Origin of the sequence: Algoriphagus persicinus, assembly GCF_035156415.1 — a bacterium.
Taxonomy (GTDB): domain Bacteria; phylum Bacteroidota; class Bacteroidia; order Cytophagales; family Cyclobacteriaceae; genus Algoriphagus; species Algoriphagus persicinus.
The window spans coordinates 112,336-129,306 of the sequence record NZ_JAYEEY010000005.1; the positions used below are offsets into that span (position 1 = coordinate 112,336).

General features: G+C 40.7%; 20 protein-coding genes. 14 read left to right on the plus strand and 6 right to left on the minus strand.

The window, feature by feature from the left end:
• The first annotated feature begins 3 nt into the window (after positions 1-3).
• Genes U3A58_RS05735 through U3A58_RS05755 form a run of 5 tightly spaced genes read left to right on the plus strand, consistent with a single transcriptional unit; the run spans position 4 to position 4,909 of the window.
• On the plus strand, positions 4-717 hold the full coding sequence (locus U3A58_RS05735; protein WP_323822446.1) for an alpha/beta hydrolase-fold protein: 714 nt from the start codon (positions 4-6) through the stop codon (positions 715-717).
• A gap of 23 nt (positions 718-740) precedes the next feature.
• Entirely contained in the window at positions 741-1,697 is a 957-nt protein-coding gene (locus U3A58_RS05740) for an ATP-grasp domain-containing protein (protein WP_323822447.1), read from the plus strand.
• Between the two features lie 22 nt (positions 1,698-1,719).
• Positions 1,720-2,838 carry a carboxylate-amine ligase gene (locus tag U3A58_RS05745; protein ID WP_323822448.1) on the plus strand — a complete coding sequence of 373 codons (1,119 nt, stop codon included), beginning with the start codon at positions 1,720-1,722 and terminating at the stop codon, positions 2,836-2,838.
• Between the two features lie 49 nt (positions 2,839-2,887).
• Positions 2,888-3,712, plus strand: coding sequence for a type 1 glutamine amidotransferase (locus tag U3A58_RS05750; protein WP_323822449.1), 825 nt, complete (start codon positions 2,888-2,890; stop codon positions 3,710-3,712).
• A 6-nt stretch (positions 3,713-3,718) separates the two neighbouring features.
• Entirely contained in the window at positions 3,719-4,909 is a 1,191-nt protein-coding gene (locus tag U3A58_RS05755; RefSeq protein ID WP_323822450.1) for a hypothetical protein, read from the plus strand.
• 65 nt (positions 4,910-4,974) lie between these two features.
• On the opposite strand, the gene pyrE is transcribed toward U3A58_RS05755, so the two are convergent.
• Positions 4,975-5,619: an orotate phosphoribosyltransferase gene (gene pyrE, locus U3A58_RS05760; RefSeq protein ID WP_323822451.1), complete on the minus strand. Its 645-nt coding sequence runs from the start codon at positions 5,617-5,619 to the stop codon at positions 4,975-4,977.
• 98 nt (positions 5,620-5,717) lie between these two features.
• On the opposite strand from pyrE, the gene U3A58_RS05765 reads away from it, so the two are divergent.
• Positions 5,718-6,404 carry an NUDIX hydrolase gene (locus U3A58_RS05765; RefSeq protein ID WP_323822452.1) on the plus strand — a complete coding sequence of 229 codons (687 nt, stop codon included), beginning with the start codon at positions 5,718-5,720 and terminating at the stop codon, positions 6,402-6,404.
• On the opposite strand, the gene coaD is transcribed toward U3A58_RS05765, so the two are convergent.
• From coaD to U3A58_RS05785, 4 genes are all read right to left on the minus strand, one after another.
• A complete protein-coding gene (gene coaD / locus U3A58_RS05770) occupies positions 6,392-6,847 on the minus strand; it encodes a pantetheine-phosphate adenylyltransferase (RefSeq protein WP_323822453.1) in 456 nt (151 codons plus the stop codon). The two genes, U3A58_RS05765 and coaD, sit on opposite strands and share 13 nt — an antisense overlap.
• 118 nt (positions 6,848-6,965) lie before the next feature.
• Positions 6,966-7,784, minus strand: a complete 819-nt coding sequence (locus tag U3A58_RS05775; RefSeq protein WP_323822454.1) for a DUF3822 family protein — start codon at positions 7,782-7,784, stop codon at positions 6,966-6,968.
• An 11-nt stretch (positions 7,785-7,795) separates the two neighbouring features.
• The gene (locus U3A58_RS05780; protein WP_323822455.1) at positions 7,796-8,377 is read right to left on the minus strand and encodes a hypothetical protein; all 582 of its coding nucleotides are present in this window, start codon (positions 8,375-8,377) and stop codon (positions 7,796-7,798) included.
• 48 nt (positions 8,378-8,425) lie between these two features.
• On the minus strand, positions 8,426-8,935 hold the full coding sequence (locus U3A58_RS05785; RefSeq protein ID WP_323822456.1) for an NUDIX hydrolase: 510 nt from the start codon (positions 8,933-8,935) through the stop codon (positions 8,426-8,428).
• Positions 8,936-8,949: 14 nt separating this feature from the next.
• Between U3A58_RS05785 and U3A58_RS05790 the strand changes: the two genes are divergently transcribed.
• The 4 genes from U3A58_RS05790 (at position 8,950) to U3A58_RS05805 (ending at position 11,532) form a co-directional block, all read left to right on the plus strand.
• Positions 8,950-10,401, plus strand: a complete 1,452-nt coding sequence (locus U3A58_RS05790; RefSeq protein ID WP_323822457.1) for an ATP-dependent DNA helicase — start codon at positions 8,950-8,952, stop codon at positions 10,399-10,401.
• Positions 10,402-10,527: 126 nt separating this feature from the next.
• A complete protein-coding gene (locus tag U3A58_RS05795; RefSeq protein WP_323822458.1) occupies positions 10,528-10,659 on the plus strand; it encodes a hypothetical protein in 132 nt (43 codons plus the stop codon).
• Positions 10,660-10,699: 40 nt separating this feature from the next.
• Complete coding sequence (locus tag U3A58_RS05800; RefSeq protein ID WP_323822459.1) at positions 10,700-11,095, plus strand: DUF1573 domain-containing protein; 396 nt, start codon at positions 10,700-10,702, stop codon at positions 11,093-11,095.
• A 302-nt stretch (positions 11,096-11,397) separates the two neighbouring features.
• The gene (locus U3A58_RS05805) at positions 11,398-11,532 is read left to right on the plus strand and encodes a hypothetical protein (protein WP_323822460.1); all 135 of its coding nucleotides are present in this window, start codon (positions 11,398-11,400) and stop codon (positions 11,530-11,532) included.
• A gap of 24 nt (positions 11,533-11,556) precedes the next feature.
• Here U3A58_RS05805 and U3A58_RS05810 read toward each other — a convergent pair whose 3' ends face one another.
• Positions 11,557-11,760 carry a transposase domain-containing protein gene (locus U3A58_RS05810; protein ID WP_323822461.1) on the minus strand — a complete coding sequence of 68 codons (204 nt, stop codon included), beginning with the start codon at positions 11,758-11,760 and terminating at the stop codon, positions 11,557-11,559.
• Between the two features lie 411 nt (positions 11,761-12,171).
• On the opposite strand from U3A58_RS05810, the gene U3A58_RS05815 reads away from it, so the two are divergent.
• From U3A58_RS05815 to U3A58_RS05830, 4 genes are all read left to right on the plus strand, one after another.
• On the plus strand, positions 12,172-12,855 hold the full coding sequence (locus U3A58_RS05815) for a response regulator transcription factor (RefSeq protein ID WP_323822462.1): 684 nt from the start codon (positions 12,172-12,174) through the stop codon (positions 12,853-12,855).
• On the plus strand, positions 12,852-12,980 hold the full coding sequence (locus U3A58_RS05820; protein WP_323822463.1) for a hypothetical protein: 129 nt from the start codon (positions 12,852-12,854) through the stop codon (positions 12,978-12,980). The genes U3A58_RS05815 and U3A58_RS05820 overlap by 4 nt, the downstream gene beginning before the upstream one ends.
• Positions 12,981-12,998: 18 nt before the next feature.
• On the plus strand, positions 12,999-14,252 hold the full coding sequence (locus U3A58_RS05825) for a sensor histidine kinase (protein ID WP_323822464.1): 1,254 nt from the start codon (positions 12,999-13,001) through the stop codon (positions 14,250-14,252).
• 63 nt (positions 14,253-14,315) lie between these two features.
• Positions 14,316-16,652 carry a TonB-dependent receptor gene (locus tag U3A58_RS05830; protein ID WP_323822465.1) on the plus strand — a complete coding sequence of 779 codons (2,337 nt, stop codon included), beginning with the start codon at positions 14,316-14,318 and terminating at the stop codon, positions 16,650-16,652.
• Positions 16,653-16,971 lie beyond the last annotated feature (319 nt).

Sequence of the window (16,971 nt, forward strand, 5' to 3'; positions counted from 1 at the left end):
CACATGAATGAAGAATATTTAAAATGGTTTTCTCCCCATCTGCAGCGGGATGTAGAAATGTTAGTTTTTGGTCATGCGGGGTATCCTGTAGTTGTTTTCCCTACGTCTAAAGGCTCGTTCCATGAAAATCGCGACATGGGGCTAGTGAAATCCGCTCAATGGTACATCGAGCAGGGACTCATCAATATCTATTGCCCAATAAGCAATGACGTTGATAGCTTTTACAATAAGAATATTCTTCCTCATGAGCGGATTCAGCATCATGTCGCTTTCGACAAAATGATTTGCCAAGAGATCGTGGAGCCTATCCGATTAAACACGGCAGTGGCAAAAGTGGTGGTAGCTGGGTGCAGTTTTGGTGGGTATCATGCAGCTAATTTTGCTTTTAGATATCCCGGATACGTAAGCCACTTATTTAGCATGTCTGGTGCATTTGACATTAGGAACTTTATGGATGGCTATCAGCATGATGATATCTATTACAATAATCCACTTGAGTACCTGCCAGATCTTCATGATCAGGAACTATGGAAAATGGATATTGTCTTAGGAACGTCAAATTGGGATATCTGCTTCGATGCCAATATCAAGCTTCATGAAACACTCAAAGCAAAAAATGTGAGTCACTGGTTTGATGTGCGTCAGAATCGTAAGCATGATTGGGATGTTTGGAAGGAGATGTTTCCACATTACCTCAGCAGAATTAACTTTAATTAGAACCTCTTATTATCAATTTAGATATGAAAAAAATAGGAATACTTTTCGGAATGGAGGACACTTTTCCTCAGGCTTTTATTGACAGAGTGAATCAAAAAGCCGAAAAAGGAGTCATCGCAGAAGCGGTGCAAATTGATAAAGTGATTCAGAACCAGTTGACAGAATATGCGGTCATTATTGACAGGATCTCGCAGGATGTGCCTTTCTACAGAGCGTATTTAAAAAATGCTGCTTTGACAGGTACAGCAGTGATCAATAATCCATTTTGGTGGAGTGCTGATGATAAATTTTTCAATAATGCACTTGCTGATCAATTGGGAGTACCACTTCCCAAAACGGTGATTTTACCCTCTGCCAAGCATCCTGATGACACCACTTCTAACTCTTTCAGGAACCTGGTGGCGCCGTTAGATTGGGAAGGAATAGTTAACTATGTGGGTTTTCCGGCATATATGAAGCCTTATGCAGGTGGAGGTTGGAAGAACGTGTATCGATTGGAGAATTTGGAAGAGTTTTTCAGAATTCACCCCGAAACTGGACAGCTCGTGATGCTGCTTCAGGAGGAAATTGTTTTTGAGGAGTACTTCAGAGTCTATTGTCTTGGTGGGAAAGCGGTGAAAATCATGCCTTACGAACCGCGCAATCCGCACCATTTACGCTATGTGGTGGATGGGCCTCCTTCGTCTAAGAAATTGTTGGCAACTGTTAAAGATTATACCCTTCGCCTCTGTAAAGGACTAGGCTATGATTTCAATACAGTGGAATTTGCTGTGAAGGGCGGTGTCCCTTATGCGATTGATTTCGGGAATCCTGCTCCAGATGCGGATGTGAATTCTGTAGGCGCAGAGAATTTTGAGTGGGTGGTGGAGGAAGCTGCAAAAATGGCAATTAGCTACGCAAAAGCTCAGAAGTCCGGAAAAATAAATTTAACCTGGGGTACATTTATGAGAGATGCTGTAGGCAGCTCCAAGAGATTTTAGAAATTATAGCTTAACGAAAACCATGGCTTCATCCCTGAAAAAGCTCCCGAAATTTACGCTAGGCGTAGAAGAAGAATATCAGATTATAGATCCTGAAACCAGAGATCTTCGCTCGCACATGTCCAAAATTGTGGAGGGTGGGAAAATCACGCTCAAAGAGCAAGTGAAAGCTGAAATGCATCAATCAGTGGTGGAAGTAGGTACCAACGTCTGCGAAAATGTAACCCAGACACGCAAAGAAGTCTCGTATCTCCGGAATAAAATAGCAGAGCTAGCTGCAAATCAGGGACTTTTAGTAGGAGCAGCCAGCACCCATCCTTTTGCTCGATGGCAAGACCAGGAAATCACAGATGACCCCAGGTATCACACTATTGTGGATGAATTAAAAGACATAGCCCGATCCAACCTGATTTTTGGACTACATGTTCATGTCGGAATCGATAATAGGGACGTTGCGCTTCAACTGATGAACCAAGCTTGCTACTTTCTTCCTCATATTTATGCATTGACCACCAATTCGCCTTTTTGGGAAGGGAGAAATACGGGCTTCAAAGCATTTAGAGCTAAGATTTTTGCCAAATTTCCTAGGACAGGATTGCCGGAGTATTTTGACTCTGTCCAGTCCTATGATAATTTTCTGGAGACACTGGTAAAAACAAACTGCATAGATAATCCCAAAAAAATATGGTGGGATCTTCGGATTCATCCTTTTTTCAGCACCATTGAATTCCGCATTTGTGATATGTGTCTCACAGTACAGGAGACAAATTGTATTGTGGCTTTGATCCAAGCTGTTGTAGCCAAATTGTACAGACTTTTGCTCAGCAATACAAGTTTTAATATCTACAGAATTGCGTTGATCCGTGAGAACAAATTCCGGGCGGCGAGAAATGGAATCGAAGGAAAACTTATTGATTTTGGCAGAAAAGTAGAAGTGCCCACTTATGAGTTGATCATGGAGCTGCTGGATTTTGTGGATGATGTAGTAGATGAACTAGACAGTCGGGAAGAAATCGAATATGTCCATCAAATCTTAAAAAATGGTACAGGAGCAGACCAGCAATTGGCCGTATTTGACAAGACTCAGGATCTCAAGAAAGTGGTGGATATGATCACATCGAAGTTTACAGAGGGGATTTAAGCGCTTTTATTACCTTTGTGATCGAAAATAAATACTAGGCAACGTGGGAATGAGAAAATTGAACTTGGCGATCTTGGATATGTATGATGGTGAGCCAAATCAGGGAATGCGTTGTATCAAAGACATTGTCGCCAGATTTGAGCGTCAGCTAAGCTACAAAGTCTTCGATGTGAGAGGCAAAGCCGAAATTCCTGAAATCTGGGATTATGACCTCTTTATTTCAACCGGTGGACCGGGTAATCCGATGGATGGAGATGGTGATTGGGACTTGAAATATTTTGATTTTTTGGATCAAATTTGGATATGGAATCAAAATCATAATCATAAGAAATACATACTCTTCATTTGTCATTCTTTCCAGATGGCTTGTAGGCATTTTGGGTTAGGTACGCTGACAAAAAGAAAATCTACCTCCTTTGGTGTGATGCCGGTACATATGACAGCCGAAGGTCAAAAGGATTCCTTGCTGCACAATCTTGCTAATCCTTTTTGGGCGATAGACTCTAGAGATTACCAAGTAGGGCAGCCTGATATGAAGAAATTCAAATTGCTAGGGGCCAAAATCATCGCGCTGGAAAAGATCCGGGATCATGTAGAATACGAGCGTGCAATTATGGCAATTCGATTTTCTCAGGAAATGGTGGGGACGCAATTTCATCCTGAGGCAGATCCTGTAAGTTTTCTGGCACATTTGAAAAAAGCTGAGGTTAAAGAGAAAATTATTACGTCCATGGGTAAAATCAAGTTTAGAAAGATGCTGGAACACTTAGTAGATGAGGATAAAATATACAAGACGAATGAGACGTTGATTCCAAATTTTCTTGAGCAATCCATTCAAAAAGTAAAAGCTTCGAAATCGCTAATCTTAATTTGACGCACTATGATTGAATCCCGCAGAGCTCAGTTTAATAAGGGATTTTCTGTAGAGAAATATCGGACATTCCTTGATAATTTAGCAGAGGACTTCCATTTTTCGCCTACTTTCAGAGTAGCAGAAACCCCCTTTTTCATCCCTAATGGATTGAAAAACCAACTGGAAGAAGCCTGTAAAGAAGTATTTGATTTTGTCAGAAAACCTGACTTCAAAGCAATTACGCAGCGCGCTATAGATCTGAATACCGCAGTGCCAAATGAAGATACCCATACTCAGTTTATGGCGATTGATTTCGGTATTTGTGAAGAAAATGGACGGATTGTACCAAAACTCATCGAGGTTCAGGGATTTCCATCCATCTTTAATTTTCAGTTTAATCTTTTCCGGAAGATTCAGAAGTACTATCCTTTTACTTCAGAAATGACTCCTTATCTGTCGGGAATGGATGAAGACTCCTATTTGAATAAGTTGAAGGAAGTTGTGCTAAATGGCAACGACATCTCAGAAGTTGTTCTGTTAGAAATTGAGCCGGAGAAGCAGAATACAAAGATTGACTTTTACTATTGCCATAGAGATCTAGGCATTCCAATCATCTGCGTGACGGAAGTGATCAAAGAAGGGGAGCAACTTTTTTATAGAAATGAAGCTGGAGAAAAAGTGAGGATCAAGCGGATTTATAACCGAGTGATTTTTGATGAGTTGGATCTTCGTAGGGACTTGAAGCTACAGTTCAGTTTTGAAGAAAAGCTGGATGTGGAGTGGGCAGGACATCCGAACTGGTACACCAGGATTTCTAAGTTTATTTTACCTTATCTACATGGGCAATATTTTATAGAAACTACCCTATTAAGAGAAATAACAGAAATACCTGAGGATTTAGAGAATTATGTGCTGAAGCCTTTGTTTTCATTTTCAGGTTCAGGGGTGATTTTCAATGTGAAAAAAGCTGATGTAGAAGCTGTGAAAGATAAGGGTCTGTACATTCTCCAGAAGAAGGTGACTTATGCTCCTGTCATTCAATCTCCTGACGGAAAAGTGAAAGTAGAAGTCAGGATTCTTGCGCTGTGGCCAGAAGCAGAGGAGAAACCAACGATGGTGGGGAATCTGGTAAGACTGAGCCGCGGGGAAATGATAGGCGTGAAATTTAACAAAGACAAAGACTGGGTAGGAGGGTCTATAGGTCTTTTTGAAAAGTAGGCTTTGGTAAGTAGCAAATAATAAAGGCAGTGGGAATTCACTGCCTTTTGTAGTTTTTAGAAGAATTATTGTTTCCAGCTTGCCGGATCTTTTCTCCATTCCGAAAGAGATTCCAGCATGTCGTCGTTGATATATTTTCTCTGAACTGCCATGGGAAGCATCGCTTCGTAATGACTTAGGCATACCAATTTTACACCTGCTTTTTCGAAGTTTTGCGCAGCCACATCAAAGCCATAGCTAAAAATGGCAACCATTCCCAACACTTCAAATCCTGCGTCAAGCAGATCTTGAGTTGCTTTCAGTGAGCTACCTCCTGTAGAGACTAGATCTTCGACCACCACTACCTTTTGGCCTGGCACGACCTTGCCTTCGATCATATTTTCCATTCCATGGCCTTTGGCCTTAGATCGCACATAAATGAATGGAAGATCAAGATCATTGGCAAGTAAAGCTCCCTGAGGTATTCCGGCAGTAGCCACTCCTGCGATTGCTTCTACGTTTGGAAAATAATGCTGAATGCTTCTGATCAATTGTTCTTTAATCATTGTCCGCACCTTTGGAAAAGACAGAGAAAGTCTGTTGTCACAGTAAATTGGTGATTTCCAGCCAGATGCCCAGGTGAAAGGCTTTTCAGGCTGAAGTCTAATTGCTTTAATCTCCAATAATTTATCTGCTACCTCAGCAGCTACATTCACATCTAAAATTTCCATAAATCAAAAATAATAGATTAACGCTGGCTAAGGTTGTAGCAGGTGAAAAAAATATGCACTTTTGACTTATTCTAACCATGCCAAACCTTTGATTCAACATGAGAATCTTCGTGAATGATAAACCTTTTGACCTGATTAGCTATGAGGAACTGAATCCCTCGAAGTCTTACGAAACTGTTTATCACCAGCAAGAAGACTTGCCTGCCCATTTACCATGGAAAGATGATATATTATTTCATGAGCCTTCCCATGACTTAGTTATCCGCTTACTGTATCTGCTTCGTACCCGCAAGCTCAAGGATTTGGATTCCATCACTTTGGTCAGCAAGGATAAGGCTGCTTTGAAAAAGTTTGTGAAAAGTCGCTTTTCTATCATAAAGGCTGCCGGTGGGGTAGTTGCTAAAAAGGATAAAATTCTGCTGATTTTCCGGCTTGGAAAATGGGATTTTCCCAAAGGAAAATTCGAAAAAGGGGAGACTCCAAAGCAATGTGCTGTTCGTGAAGTGGAAGAAGAATGCGCCATAAAAGTCAAGGCGTGCAACCCAATCTGCAATACCTGGCATACCTACACACAGGACAGAAAAAGTATCCTAAAGAAGACGTACTGGTTTGAGATGGACTGTGTGAATGATGCTCAGATGACCCCGCAGAAAGAAGAGGGTATTGAGGATATCAGATGGTTTTATGAGGCAGATGCTAAAATCGCTTTAATCAATTCCTATCCATCGATGCGTTATCTATTTAAGCAGTACATAAAGAGTCATCTGAAACCTCAGACATTATAAGGGAGGAATTCTGCCACATTGCCCCCAAAGCGATGTACTTCTCGAATAATAGTGGAGCTGATGGCTGCATATCTTGGTGAAGTAATCAGGAATACGGTCTCCAATTCATCATTTAGGTAGCGATTCATCTGGCTGATGGTATTCTCATATTCGAAATCAGTCGTATTTCTCAAGCCTCTGATCAGGTACTTTGCGTCATGTTTTTTGGCAAGTGTAGATGTTAGTTCGTTGTACACGATGACCTTCACTCCGGGTATATTTTCATACACACTTTCTACTTTAGCCACCATATCATCGATCTCAAAGTATCTAGATTTTTTGGTGGAATTGTAGCCAATTCCGATAATTACCTCATCAAATAAATCCAGACTTCTCATTACGATATCGTGATGACCAAGTGTATAGGGGTCAAATGAGCCGGGGAAAATGGCGGTTTTTTTCATGTGATTATAATTGTTTTTTAAAGGCCATAACCTGTCCCGTGACGAAGGAAACGGGATGGAATCTCGCATGGTAGATAATCCTAATGGGTGACGCTTGAGTCATGCTCGATTTCATGGATCAATCATATTGCCAATTAGATTCAAATAGGTTTACTGATTTCAAATGCTTGAATCCGTGGGTGAAATTCTGATTGGCATGTGGAGTCAATAGTCGGAAATGATGAAAGTATTCCTTTCCCCAATTTTCAGTAATCCCACTTTCATCGGTAGCTCCAAAAAGGCTGACCCGCATATGGTTTCGATCAAATTTCAATTGCTCAACAAGAATCAACGAATATTTCAGAATATCCTCTTTGGAGTCAACAGAGAAGATGTTGAATGCTGAAAGTTCTTGATTTAAAAAGGCTGCGGCATAGATTTGATTGTCAAATAGGCTGATCAAGATTTCTTGTCCTATCAGATTAAATCGCTCTTTGAATAGATAAGAAAGGAATGAAACGGATCCATGATGGAAGGTCAAATCTGTAAAACGGGCTTCTAGGGATTTCCTCAGCTTGTCGGAAATGCACGAAAGTACCTGAAGATTATTGCTGTCCAGGGGCGTATTGAAATAGCTTGTATTGGCTTGTTGTTCTCTCGCAAACGCTAAGTAAGTGGCTTCATTGCCAGGGTGAAATAAAACACCAGGGATGAGACTGAAGTCAGACTGGTGCAGGTAGATTTTGGCAGGGATATCAGTTTTTAATAAATGATCTGAAATCACCAATTGATCTAAGGTGTTCCAATCGAAGTGAATGTATTCGTGAATACAAATATTGCTCTGGTTTTTATCCTTGGCAAAAATGAACAGAGAATCCGGATACAAAAAAAGTGATAGGCTTGCTGCATCTTCCACATCAAACCTATCACTCTTAAATACTTTAAGGTTGCTTTCCAAAATGGGAGGTTTTATTTCCAGTTACCTTCAGTAGAGGCATCTGTTCTTGAACCTACTTTTAAGGCTTTTTCATTATTGTTCAATCTTCTTTGTGGATTTAATGGAGCAGGATCTCTAATCTCAAATACGGAGATTTCATAAGAATTTCTTTCCACCTTGTCTGCGAAGAATTCGAACTGCTTTCCACCAGAACCTGGAACTACTGCAAGAGCGTCAAGCCTGAAGTCAGGATATTTTCTTTCGTTGAACAAGGAATCGATAACCGGTACTGAACCAAGGGTGTCGAATTTTACTGTAGTCTCTTCTTTGCCGTAGTCAAGAAGCGTGGTAGTCTCTGTTCTTTGGATAAGCCAGATCTTACCAGATTCGATAAATGTTTTAAGTTCATTCCAGTTTTCGGCATATCTTCCGTTAGAAGCCTGAAATGCCAATTCTGCATCCCTCAGCATTTGCAATTTTTCGATGATTGCAGCTTCGACTAGCGCAACTCTTTCTTTAGATTTCACATCATCTTCAACACCTTTCCAGAGAAAGTAGCCGAGAACAATTGCCACTGCGAAGAAGACCAAGGATAGTACTTTTGATAAATTCATTTGCTAAAATTTTAAGAATCTGGGTAAGGTTGAAGGTTATAAATCGTGCTATTTTAGAGAATTATTTTCAAAATTAAAATATCCTCGCAACAATACTAAGTCCTCAAGGCATTTAATTTCCCAAAAGATTTGATGAAGGGCTTCTTTTGGCAATGACTGGATTTCATTTATGCTCATCCACTTGATTTCTGAGATAATTTGTGAATCTGCATAAAGCTCAGGATCCATGCCTAGTGTCAATTTCCCTCCTATTTTTTCCACACGAAAGAAATGTTCCATCGCATGAAGTGGCGCAGCAAGGTATTCGTTTACGAAAAGATACTCTTTTACTTCTATATCCAGGCCGGTTTCTTCAGAAAACTCTCGTTTTAAATTTTCTATAGCAGGCTGTCCAAAATGCATTGCCCCACCGGGAACAGACCACAGGATCTTGCCATTTCCCATTAAATGTTTGATCATCAGGATTTTTCCGTCCTCTAGGAGAATGCCATTTACGCGCGATCTGAGATGATTTCCGAACTTTGCTTCGATTTCCTTGCTGATTTTGTCTTTTGGCATTTACATTCGTTTGTATGAGTAAAGATAATGAGTCATTGCTGAGGCCTTCCGCATTGCTGGGTAAATATTTTCCATTTGAGCCTACATCAGGGCAGGCTGCATTTTTCTCTAAGATGGATCACTTTCTCCTTATGGAGCCGGAGAAAAAGCCGACCTTCGTCCTGCGTGGCTATGCGGGTACGGGTAAGACCTCTGTTATCTCAGCATTAGTGAAAGCTCTCCCCAAATTGTCCATGCGCTCATTATTATTGGCTCCCACTGGCCGAGCTGCCAAGGTAATGAGCAATTACAGTGGTCGGGCTGCTTACACGATCCATAAGATTATCTACAAGCCCAAAGCTGAGGATGGGAGTTTGGGAGGAGGGTTTATTCTTCAAAAGAATTATTATAAGGACACCGTCTTTATAATCGATGAATCATCCATGCTGGCCGATGACGGTGGGATGTCCGGCAATTTACTTGGGGATTTGATCAGCTTTGTTTTTCATGGAAAAAATAGCCGGTTGATCTTAGTAGGGGATACCGCGCAGCTTCCGCCTGTAGGAAGTGAGTTTAGCCCTGCCCTCGAAGCTGATTACTTGTTGAGACATTTCCGATTGGATGCAGATTTTATTGAATTGACTGAAGTGATGCGGCAGCGCTTGGAATCAGGCATACTTTATAATGCTACCAATCTGAGGTATCAACTGCAGCAGGAGAAGCAAGAAATTAAGATCAGTACCAATCAGTTCAAAGATACCTTCAAAATGACCGGAGAGCGACTGGAGGATGGCCTGAGGTATGCGTATGATAAGTTTGATACAGAAAATACGACCATCATCACCAGATCAAATAAGGCGGCGGTACAGTATAATCTATACATCAGACGAACTATCCATTTTTTTGAAGATGAAATCAGCTCTGGAGATTTGTTGATGATCGTTAAAAATAACTACACCTATATGGCGGAGTCCGAAAAGGTTAATTTCCTCGCAAATGGAGATATGGCTGAGGTGATGAAAATCCGCTCTTTTGAGGAATTCTATGGCCTTCGCTTTGCCACGCTCGAACTTAGGCTGCTAGACTATCCGGACGAACCGCATTTTGAAGCAAAAGTTATTCTGGATACGCTGTATTCCCCCAGTCCCTCGCTGACAAGAGATCAATATAAAAGTCTTTATCAGCAAGTATCAGAAGATTATGCAGATGTGGCAAGTAAAGTGGAGCGTAAGGAATTGATTCGGAAAGATCCATTTCTGAATGCCTTGCAAATTAAGTTTGCCTATGCGTTGACTTGTCATAAGGCTCAAGGCGGACAGTGGAAAGCAGTTTTTGTAGACCAGGGCTATCTTCCCGAAAATCAAGTGGATAAGGATTTTACAAGATGGCTTTATACAGCAATTACCAGAGCGACAGAAGAATTATACTTAGTGAATTTTGCCCCGATATTCTTTGTAAAACCTAAAGAAGTAGAAGATTCGAGTTAAGAAGGTTTTGAAAATATACCTGCTTCAAAATTCCTTTTGGCAAGGTATTTTCCATACTTTCCTTAGTGAGAGCATCTTAATGCGTTGAAATCCGTTATTTTGAAGTTGATACAAAAAATTGAATATTTGAAATCGAGCATGACTCAAGCGTCACACACTGGAATGCTTATCAACCATGCGAGATTCTCCCGATCCGCGGCGGCGGACGGGACAGGCTATCCCGTTTCCTTCGTCTCGGGACAGGTTATGACCAATTAAAATCAATTAATAAGCATAAGAAAACCAAATAATAATAGCCATGAAAAAATTAGGATTCCTATTGACCGTTTTTGCTCTGATGTTTGCATTTATTGCCAATGCCCAAGAACAAAGTGGTGCTGTAATCACTTTCAAAGAAAAATCAATTGATTTCGGTGACATCACCCAAGGAGATAAAGTAGAGCACACATTTCTATTGACCAACACCGGATCTGCTCCGTTGATTATTTCCAATGTTGCAGCCACTTGTGGATGTACAGTGCCCAGCTGGCCGAAGGATCCAATTGCCCCGGGTAAATCCTCAGAGATCAAAGTGTCCTTCAATTCAGCAGGTAAAATGGGCAAGCAAAATTCCGTAGTGAGAATTTATTCTAATGCTTCGGAGCCTATCGAAAAAGTATCATTGATTTCCAACGTGCTGCCGAAGACAAAGTAAGTACGTATTATGACGAGTCCTTAATCTCGGGATAAGGTAGCCCTTTATCCTCCGGGCGGCATAAAGCTCCCATGCAATCCTCAGCTGGTTTATTCCTATTCCTTGGGATCTTTATTGGAACAGGGTAGGGGGCATTCCATAATTCATGTTTCACCAAAACAAAGAAAAATTATGGAAGATTTAACTTAATCAGTCCGCTTAAATGAAGTAGCTAAAATCAGGATCCATCCGAGCATCCCATAAAATTTGGTTTAGGAATTTAAGGGAATCGGTTTAAGCCGGATTTTGTATTTGGTTTCGTAATGAAGCAAGTAATTGCAAGAAAATCAGGCCGTTTGGAGACTGAGGCACAGCACTGCTGTGGTGAAGTCGAAAACAGTAACCCAGCGGCCGATTTTGAAGCAATTAAAGTCCGCAACAGAATTGCTAATGCATAATGCGGGTTTAAGCCTGTGCGGCTGCTAAGCTAAGGGAATAAGTTGGCACAGGTCTATTTGCCTATGGCTCTGGATTCTTTCAAAGACATTCTTCAGCCATTGAAATTCATTGACCTTGTTCTTTTTGCAGCTGGCCATAAAGGAGTACATCCCGGCAGCCATCCCTGCTACCTGACGTGATCCGGGGAAAAAAGACTTTACTTCCCATTGCCATGGGTCTGACCGCATTTTCTACCAAGTTGTTGTTGATTTTCTATCTGGCCATGCGGTAGGTACGCACTCAGTGCCTCTCATCTGGGCAGGGTAAGTCGATGGCTTTTCCCATCGGACTCTGCATTTGTATTGGTTCTCCTTACACCATTTATCCAGCCTGTCAATTACGGGGTGGGAGTGTTTCTTTCCGCTGTCCGTTGTCTCCAATCTAAGGTAGTATGTCCACCTGATTCTTTCCACTTACAGACCGGGGAATAGTACTCTTCGTGGGGTGTCTTTTTTTTATCGATTTATAATTGAGCTCAAAAGCCTCAAATCCGAAGGTGAATTGATAGTACTTCAGAATTCCTTCAAAAGAAAACCGTAGCTTATCGGAGACAAAGTTATGATCCGTAATTTGCTTAGTTATCCTGGAATGAGTTTTTCATGAAGATATTGTTGGTAGAAGATAATATAGACCTGACAGAGAATATCAGTAAATACCTTCTCAATGAAGGAATTCGTTGTGAATCTTCGCGTACACTATTTGATGCTCAGGACAAACTACTCAGCTACGCCTATGACTGTGTACTTCTTGATCTTATGCTTCCCGATGGAAGTGGGCTACAGCTACTGGATGTCATCAAAGCGCACAAAATTGAAACGAATGTGCTCATAATATCTGCTAAGGATTCTTTGGATGATAGGCTCTCTGGGTTGGATCAGGGCGCTGACGATTACCTACCCAAGCCCTTTCATCTTTCAGAACTATTGGCACGATTGAAAGCTATCTACCGAAGGACTAAAATGCAGGGCTTTGATGAAATGAATTTTAACGAAATCACTATACTGAATTCCAGTTTTCAGGCTTTGGTGAATGACAAGGTTCTGGATCTTACCAAAAAAGAATTTGACCTCCTCTTATTTTTTCTAATAAATAAAAATAGGGTGGTGGGTAAGCAGGCTATTGCGCAGCATCTGTGGGGAGATTACACTGATGATCTTTCAAATTTTGATTTTGTGTATCAGCATGTCAAAAATTTACGAAAAAAAATATCTCTTGCCGGGGGCAAAGGTTACATAAATACAGTCTATGGATTAGGGTACAAATTTGACACTTCAGTGGAATGAAATCGAGCATGACTCAAGCGTCACAGAGAGATGGTTATCCGATAAGCGAGATTCTCCCGATCCGCCGCGGCGGACGGGACAGGCTATCCCGTTTCCTTTGTCACGGGACAGGTTATGACCTATAAAAAACAAATTATAATCACATGAAACTCATTAATATCATCAGTCTTTGGTTTTTGGGTATCACTGTAGCAGCATTGCTTTTCGGTACTGCCTTTATATACAATAAACTAAGCTCGGAAATAGATTTTGAGCTTGGAATGGAGCTTGATCGGCAGATAAGTTCTTATGCAGAGCGTATAAGGAATGGCGCACCCGTACACAAACTCGCCATGGACAAATTGGAAATACAGCAAATCCCGATGGATTTGCCTATAGAAGATATTTGGCTCCGTGACACACTTGCCTATCACGATCCGATGAACAACAATGAGATACAGCTCAAAGCCAGCCGTTCTTTTAAAATAGATGGAAAGCACTATCGGATTTCTTATTATAATTTGGTGGTAGAAGCAGATGATATCACAGAGACAGTTGTCACCACCATGCTTGTGGTATTTTTCATTCAGTTGGTGTTTATAGGTTTTTTTCTCCGGGTGATTTCCAAAAAGATTTTCCGTCCTTTCAATGAAAGTCTGAATCGGCTACAATGGTTTTCATTCCAAAAAAACGAGCCTCTGGAGTTTTCTGCCAACGGCATTTATGAGTTTGACCGGCTAAATATGTTTCTGGAAAAAATGTCAAAAAAGCTCCTAAAGGACTATCGGCAGATTAAAGAGTTTTCAGAGAATCTCTCGCATGAAATTCAAACCCCCTCAGCGGTAGTTAGAGGGAAACTTGAATTGCTAATGAATGAAGATGTTTCTGAACCTCAGGCTGTATTTATCCAATCTGCATACGACAACAATGAGCGAATTCGTAGAATTGTCAAGTCATTAGCGATTTTAGCCAAGCTGGAAAATGAAGAATTTGAGTCTCCCGACCCTTATAATTTCAGCGAGGCAATGCATCATCTCCTAGGAAGCTTAGAAGAAATTATTCAGATCCATGCCATACGATTGGACCTAGAGATAGAGGATGAAGTAGTCCTGGATATCCATCCTTATGTTGCCGAGATTCTACTTCACAATCTGATAGGAAATGCCATTAAGCATAATTTAGAAGGAGGATCAATAGAAATCCAATTGGATCAACACGTACTGGAAATAAAAAATACCGGAAAAGAACCTTCTTTCCAACCAGAAGAGATGCTCAATAGATTCAAAAAAGAATCCGACTATTCAGATTCAGTAGGCTTAGGATTAGCTATTGTAAACCAAATCTGTAAAAACTACGGATTCCGTCTCCAATACAAATTTGAGAAGCAACTTCATGTAGTTCGCATACAATTTAGATGACCTGCTTCAAAATTGGTATAGAATGTTGGTGTAAACTTACACTAAAACCAACTGATTATCCCGATGAAGCTACACTATAAATTTCTTCTAATTCTAGCCTTGATAGCCAGTCCTCTAATTGGATTGGCTCAGACTTTTGAACTCACTGGTACACTTCGTGACCAGGAAAGGAATGAGGGACTCGGCTTTGTTCAAGTGGCACTTTTTGAAACTGAAAATTCCGCAACTCCCATTACTTATAGCGATACCGATGTACAAGGTCAATTTGTTCTCCAGGCAGAACCAGGAGACTATGTGCTGAAAGCATTTTTTATCGGCTATAAAGACCTTGTTAAGGATGTGCAGGTGAATGCTGATGTTTCTCTTGGTGAACTGACTATGGTAAGCGATGTGGCAAAGCTCGAAGAAGTGGTGGTTCAGACTACTAAGATGCCCGTACGATCGAGTTTAGAAGGGATCATAATATCCCCTGAAAACAATCTAGCTAATGTCGGTGGTACCTTATTGGACATTTTGAGAAATACGCCTTCTATTTCGGTTTCTGAAGATGGTAGCATTTCACTGAGAGGAAGTAATGGTACCAATATTTTAATAAACGGAAGGAATTCTTCGCTCACCCAAAATTTGGATCAGCTTCCGGCAAGTGCAGTGGAGGAAATCAAGATCATCAACAATCCAAATGCAAGATATGATGCAGCCGCAGAAGGTGGAGTGATAGATATTGTATTAAAAAAGGGGCAAGACCTTGGGACTCATGGGGGAGTGGAAGCAACCTATGGAACAAGGGGAAGAACCAGTATGGGTGGAAGAATAAATCATCGTAACGCCAGATTCAATGTGTTTGGAGGATATAATTACCGGAACTGGAAGAGTATTGGAGAGCGGAGTTCCATTCGGGAAATTTTCGAAGACCAGGAAAAGCTTGATCAAAATACCATAAGTTCAGAGCGGGAACCAAGCCATAACCTTAATTATGGAGCTGATTATTACTTCGGTAATAATGTGTTAAGCTATGAAGGTGTTTACCAATATGGACACCAATTCCAGACAAATACGCTTTTTTCTGAACTAACAAGTTTAGCAACAAGTGGTTCGGAGGAATCATTTGATTATGTCAGAAGAAACAATGAGGATGAGATAGATGAAGGATTGGATAATGCTTTGATTTTTGAGCATAATTTTAAAAATAAAGGGCATTTACTTCGGGCTACTGCAAGTCACTCTTATCGTAATCAGTATAAAACGCAGAATATTGGCATTTTTACCAATACGCTAAATCCATCACCGGAGAATTTGACTGGAGAAGAGCAGGCATTCACTGACGAAGTGAGAAATATTACCGTGCTGCAGGCTGATTATATTCAACCCTGGGAGACAGGAAAATTTGAAACAGGTTTGAAATCAAACATAAGAAAGTTTGATAATGATTATCGCTACTTGAGATATATGGAAACCAGTGATTCTTTTGTTGAAGACCCAGCTGTCAGTAACCAGTTTCTTTATAAAGATCAGATTCATGCTGGATACGCCATATTTTCATCTAAAAAAGAAAAATTTGAATATGCACTGGGACTTCGAGGTGAGTATACTCAAGTGGATACTTATCTGAAGAATACAGATGAAGCAAATAACCAGCGCTATTTCAACCTCTTCCCAAGTGTTCAGGGTATGTACAATCTAAATGAAAATCATTCCTTGAAAGTTACCTATTCTAGAAGGATAGACAGACCTACATCATGGAGATTGAATCCTTTTCCAGATATCACAGATTCCTTGAATATCAGACGTGGTAACCCCGATCTAGAACCAGAAATGATCAATTCTTTTGAACTTGGGCATTTGGCAAATTTTGAAAAATCAAGCTTCACAACCAATTTGTTTTACAGGCAGGTAAATGGTCAGCTTGACTTTATCACCATCGTGGAAAATGGAATTTCCTATTCTCAACCATCAAACTTGTTATCTTCCCAATCGTATGGTATGGAATTCATCGGTATCTCAGAAGTTAATAGTTGGTATTCAGTGAATGGTGGACTTACACTTTTCAGAATAGCAGTGGATGGATCAAATATCAGTGAGGATTTCACCAATTCGGGTTTTTCTTGGAATGCAAAACTTACTCAGGATTTCAAATTACCGCTAGGTATTAATCTACAATTGGTAGCTAATTACGATTCACCCGAAGTTGAAGCCCAAGGTCGGGATCTTGCACAATACTACATGGATGCTAGTGTTCAAAAGTCTTTTATCGAGGACAAAGCAAGTATTCTATTCAGTTTGAGAGATGTGTTCAATACACGGAGATTTGCAGGACAAACGCTGACAAACACCTTTTCTCAGGAATTCAGAGCGAAGAGGGAAACCAGAATCTTTCTGATAACAGCAAGATATAATTTCTAACTAAGGCTCATATCCTCACTGACTTTAGCGTCTAGGATCTTGGCATAGTGTTGCGTTTGTTCCAATGATTTATGGCCAAGCATTTTGACAAGGGTTCTAGTGGAAGCCCATTACTTAGCTTGACAGTGGTAGCAAAAGTATGTCTTTCCATATGAAATTGAGTATGTCGCAGAACGACACACAGAGGGATGATTATCAGATAGCCTGTCCCGATCCGCCGCGGCGGCTCGGGACAGGCTATCTGACCACTGAAAAACAATTGTAAACACATGAAATTTGGAATCATTGGCAAACTGATGGACGTTCTTATGGGAAAACG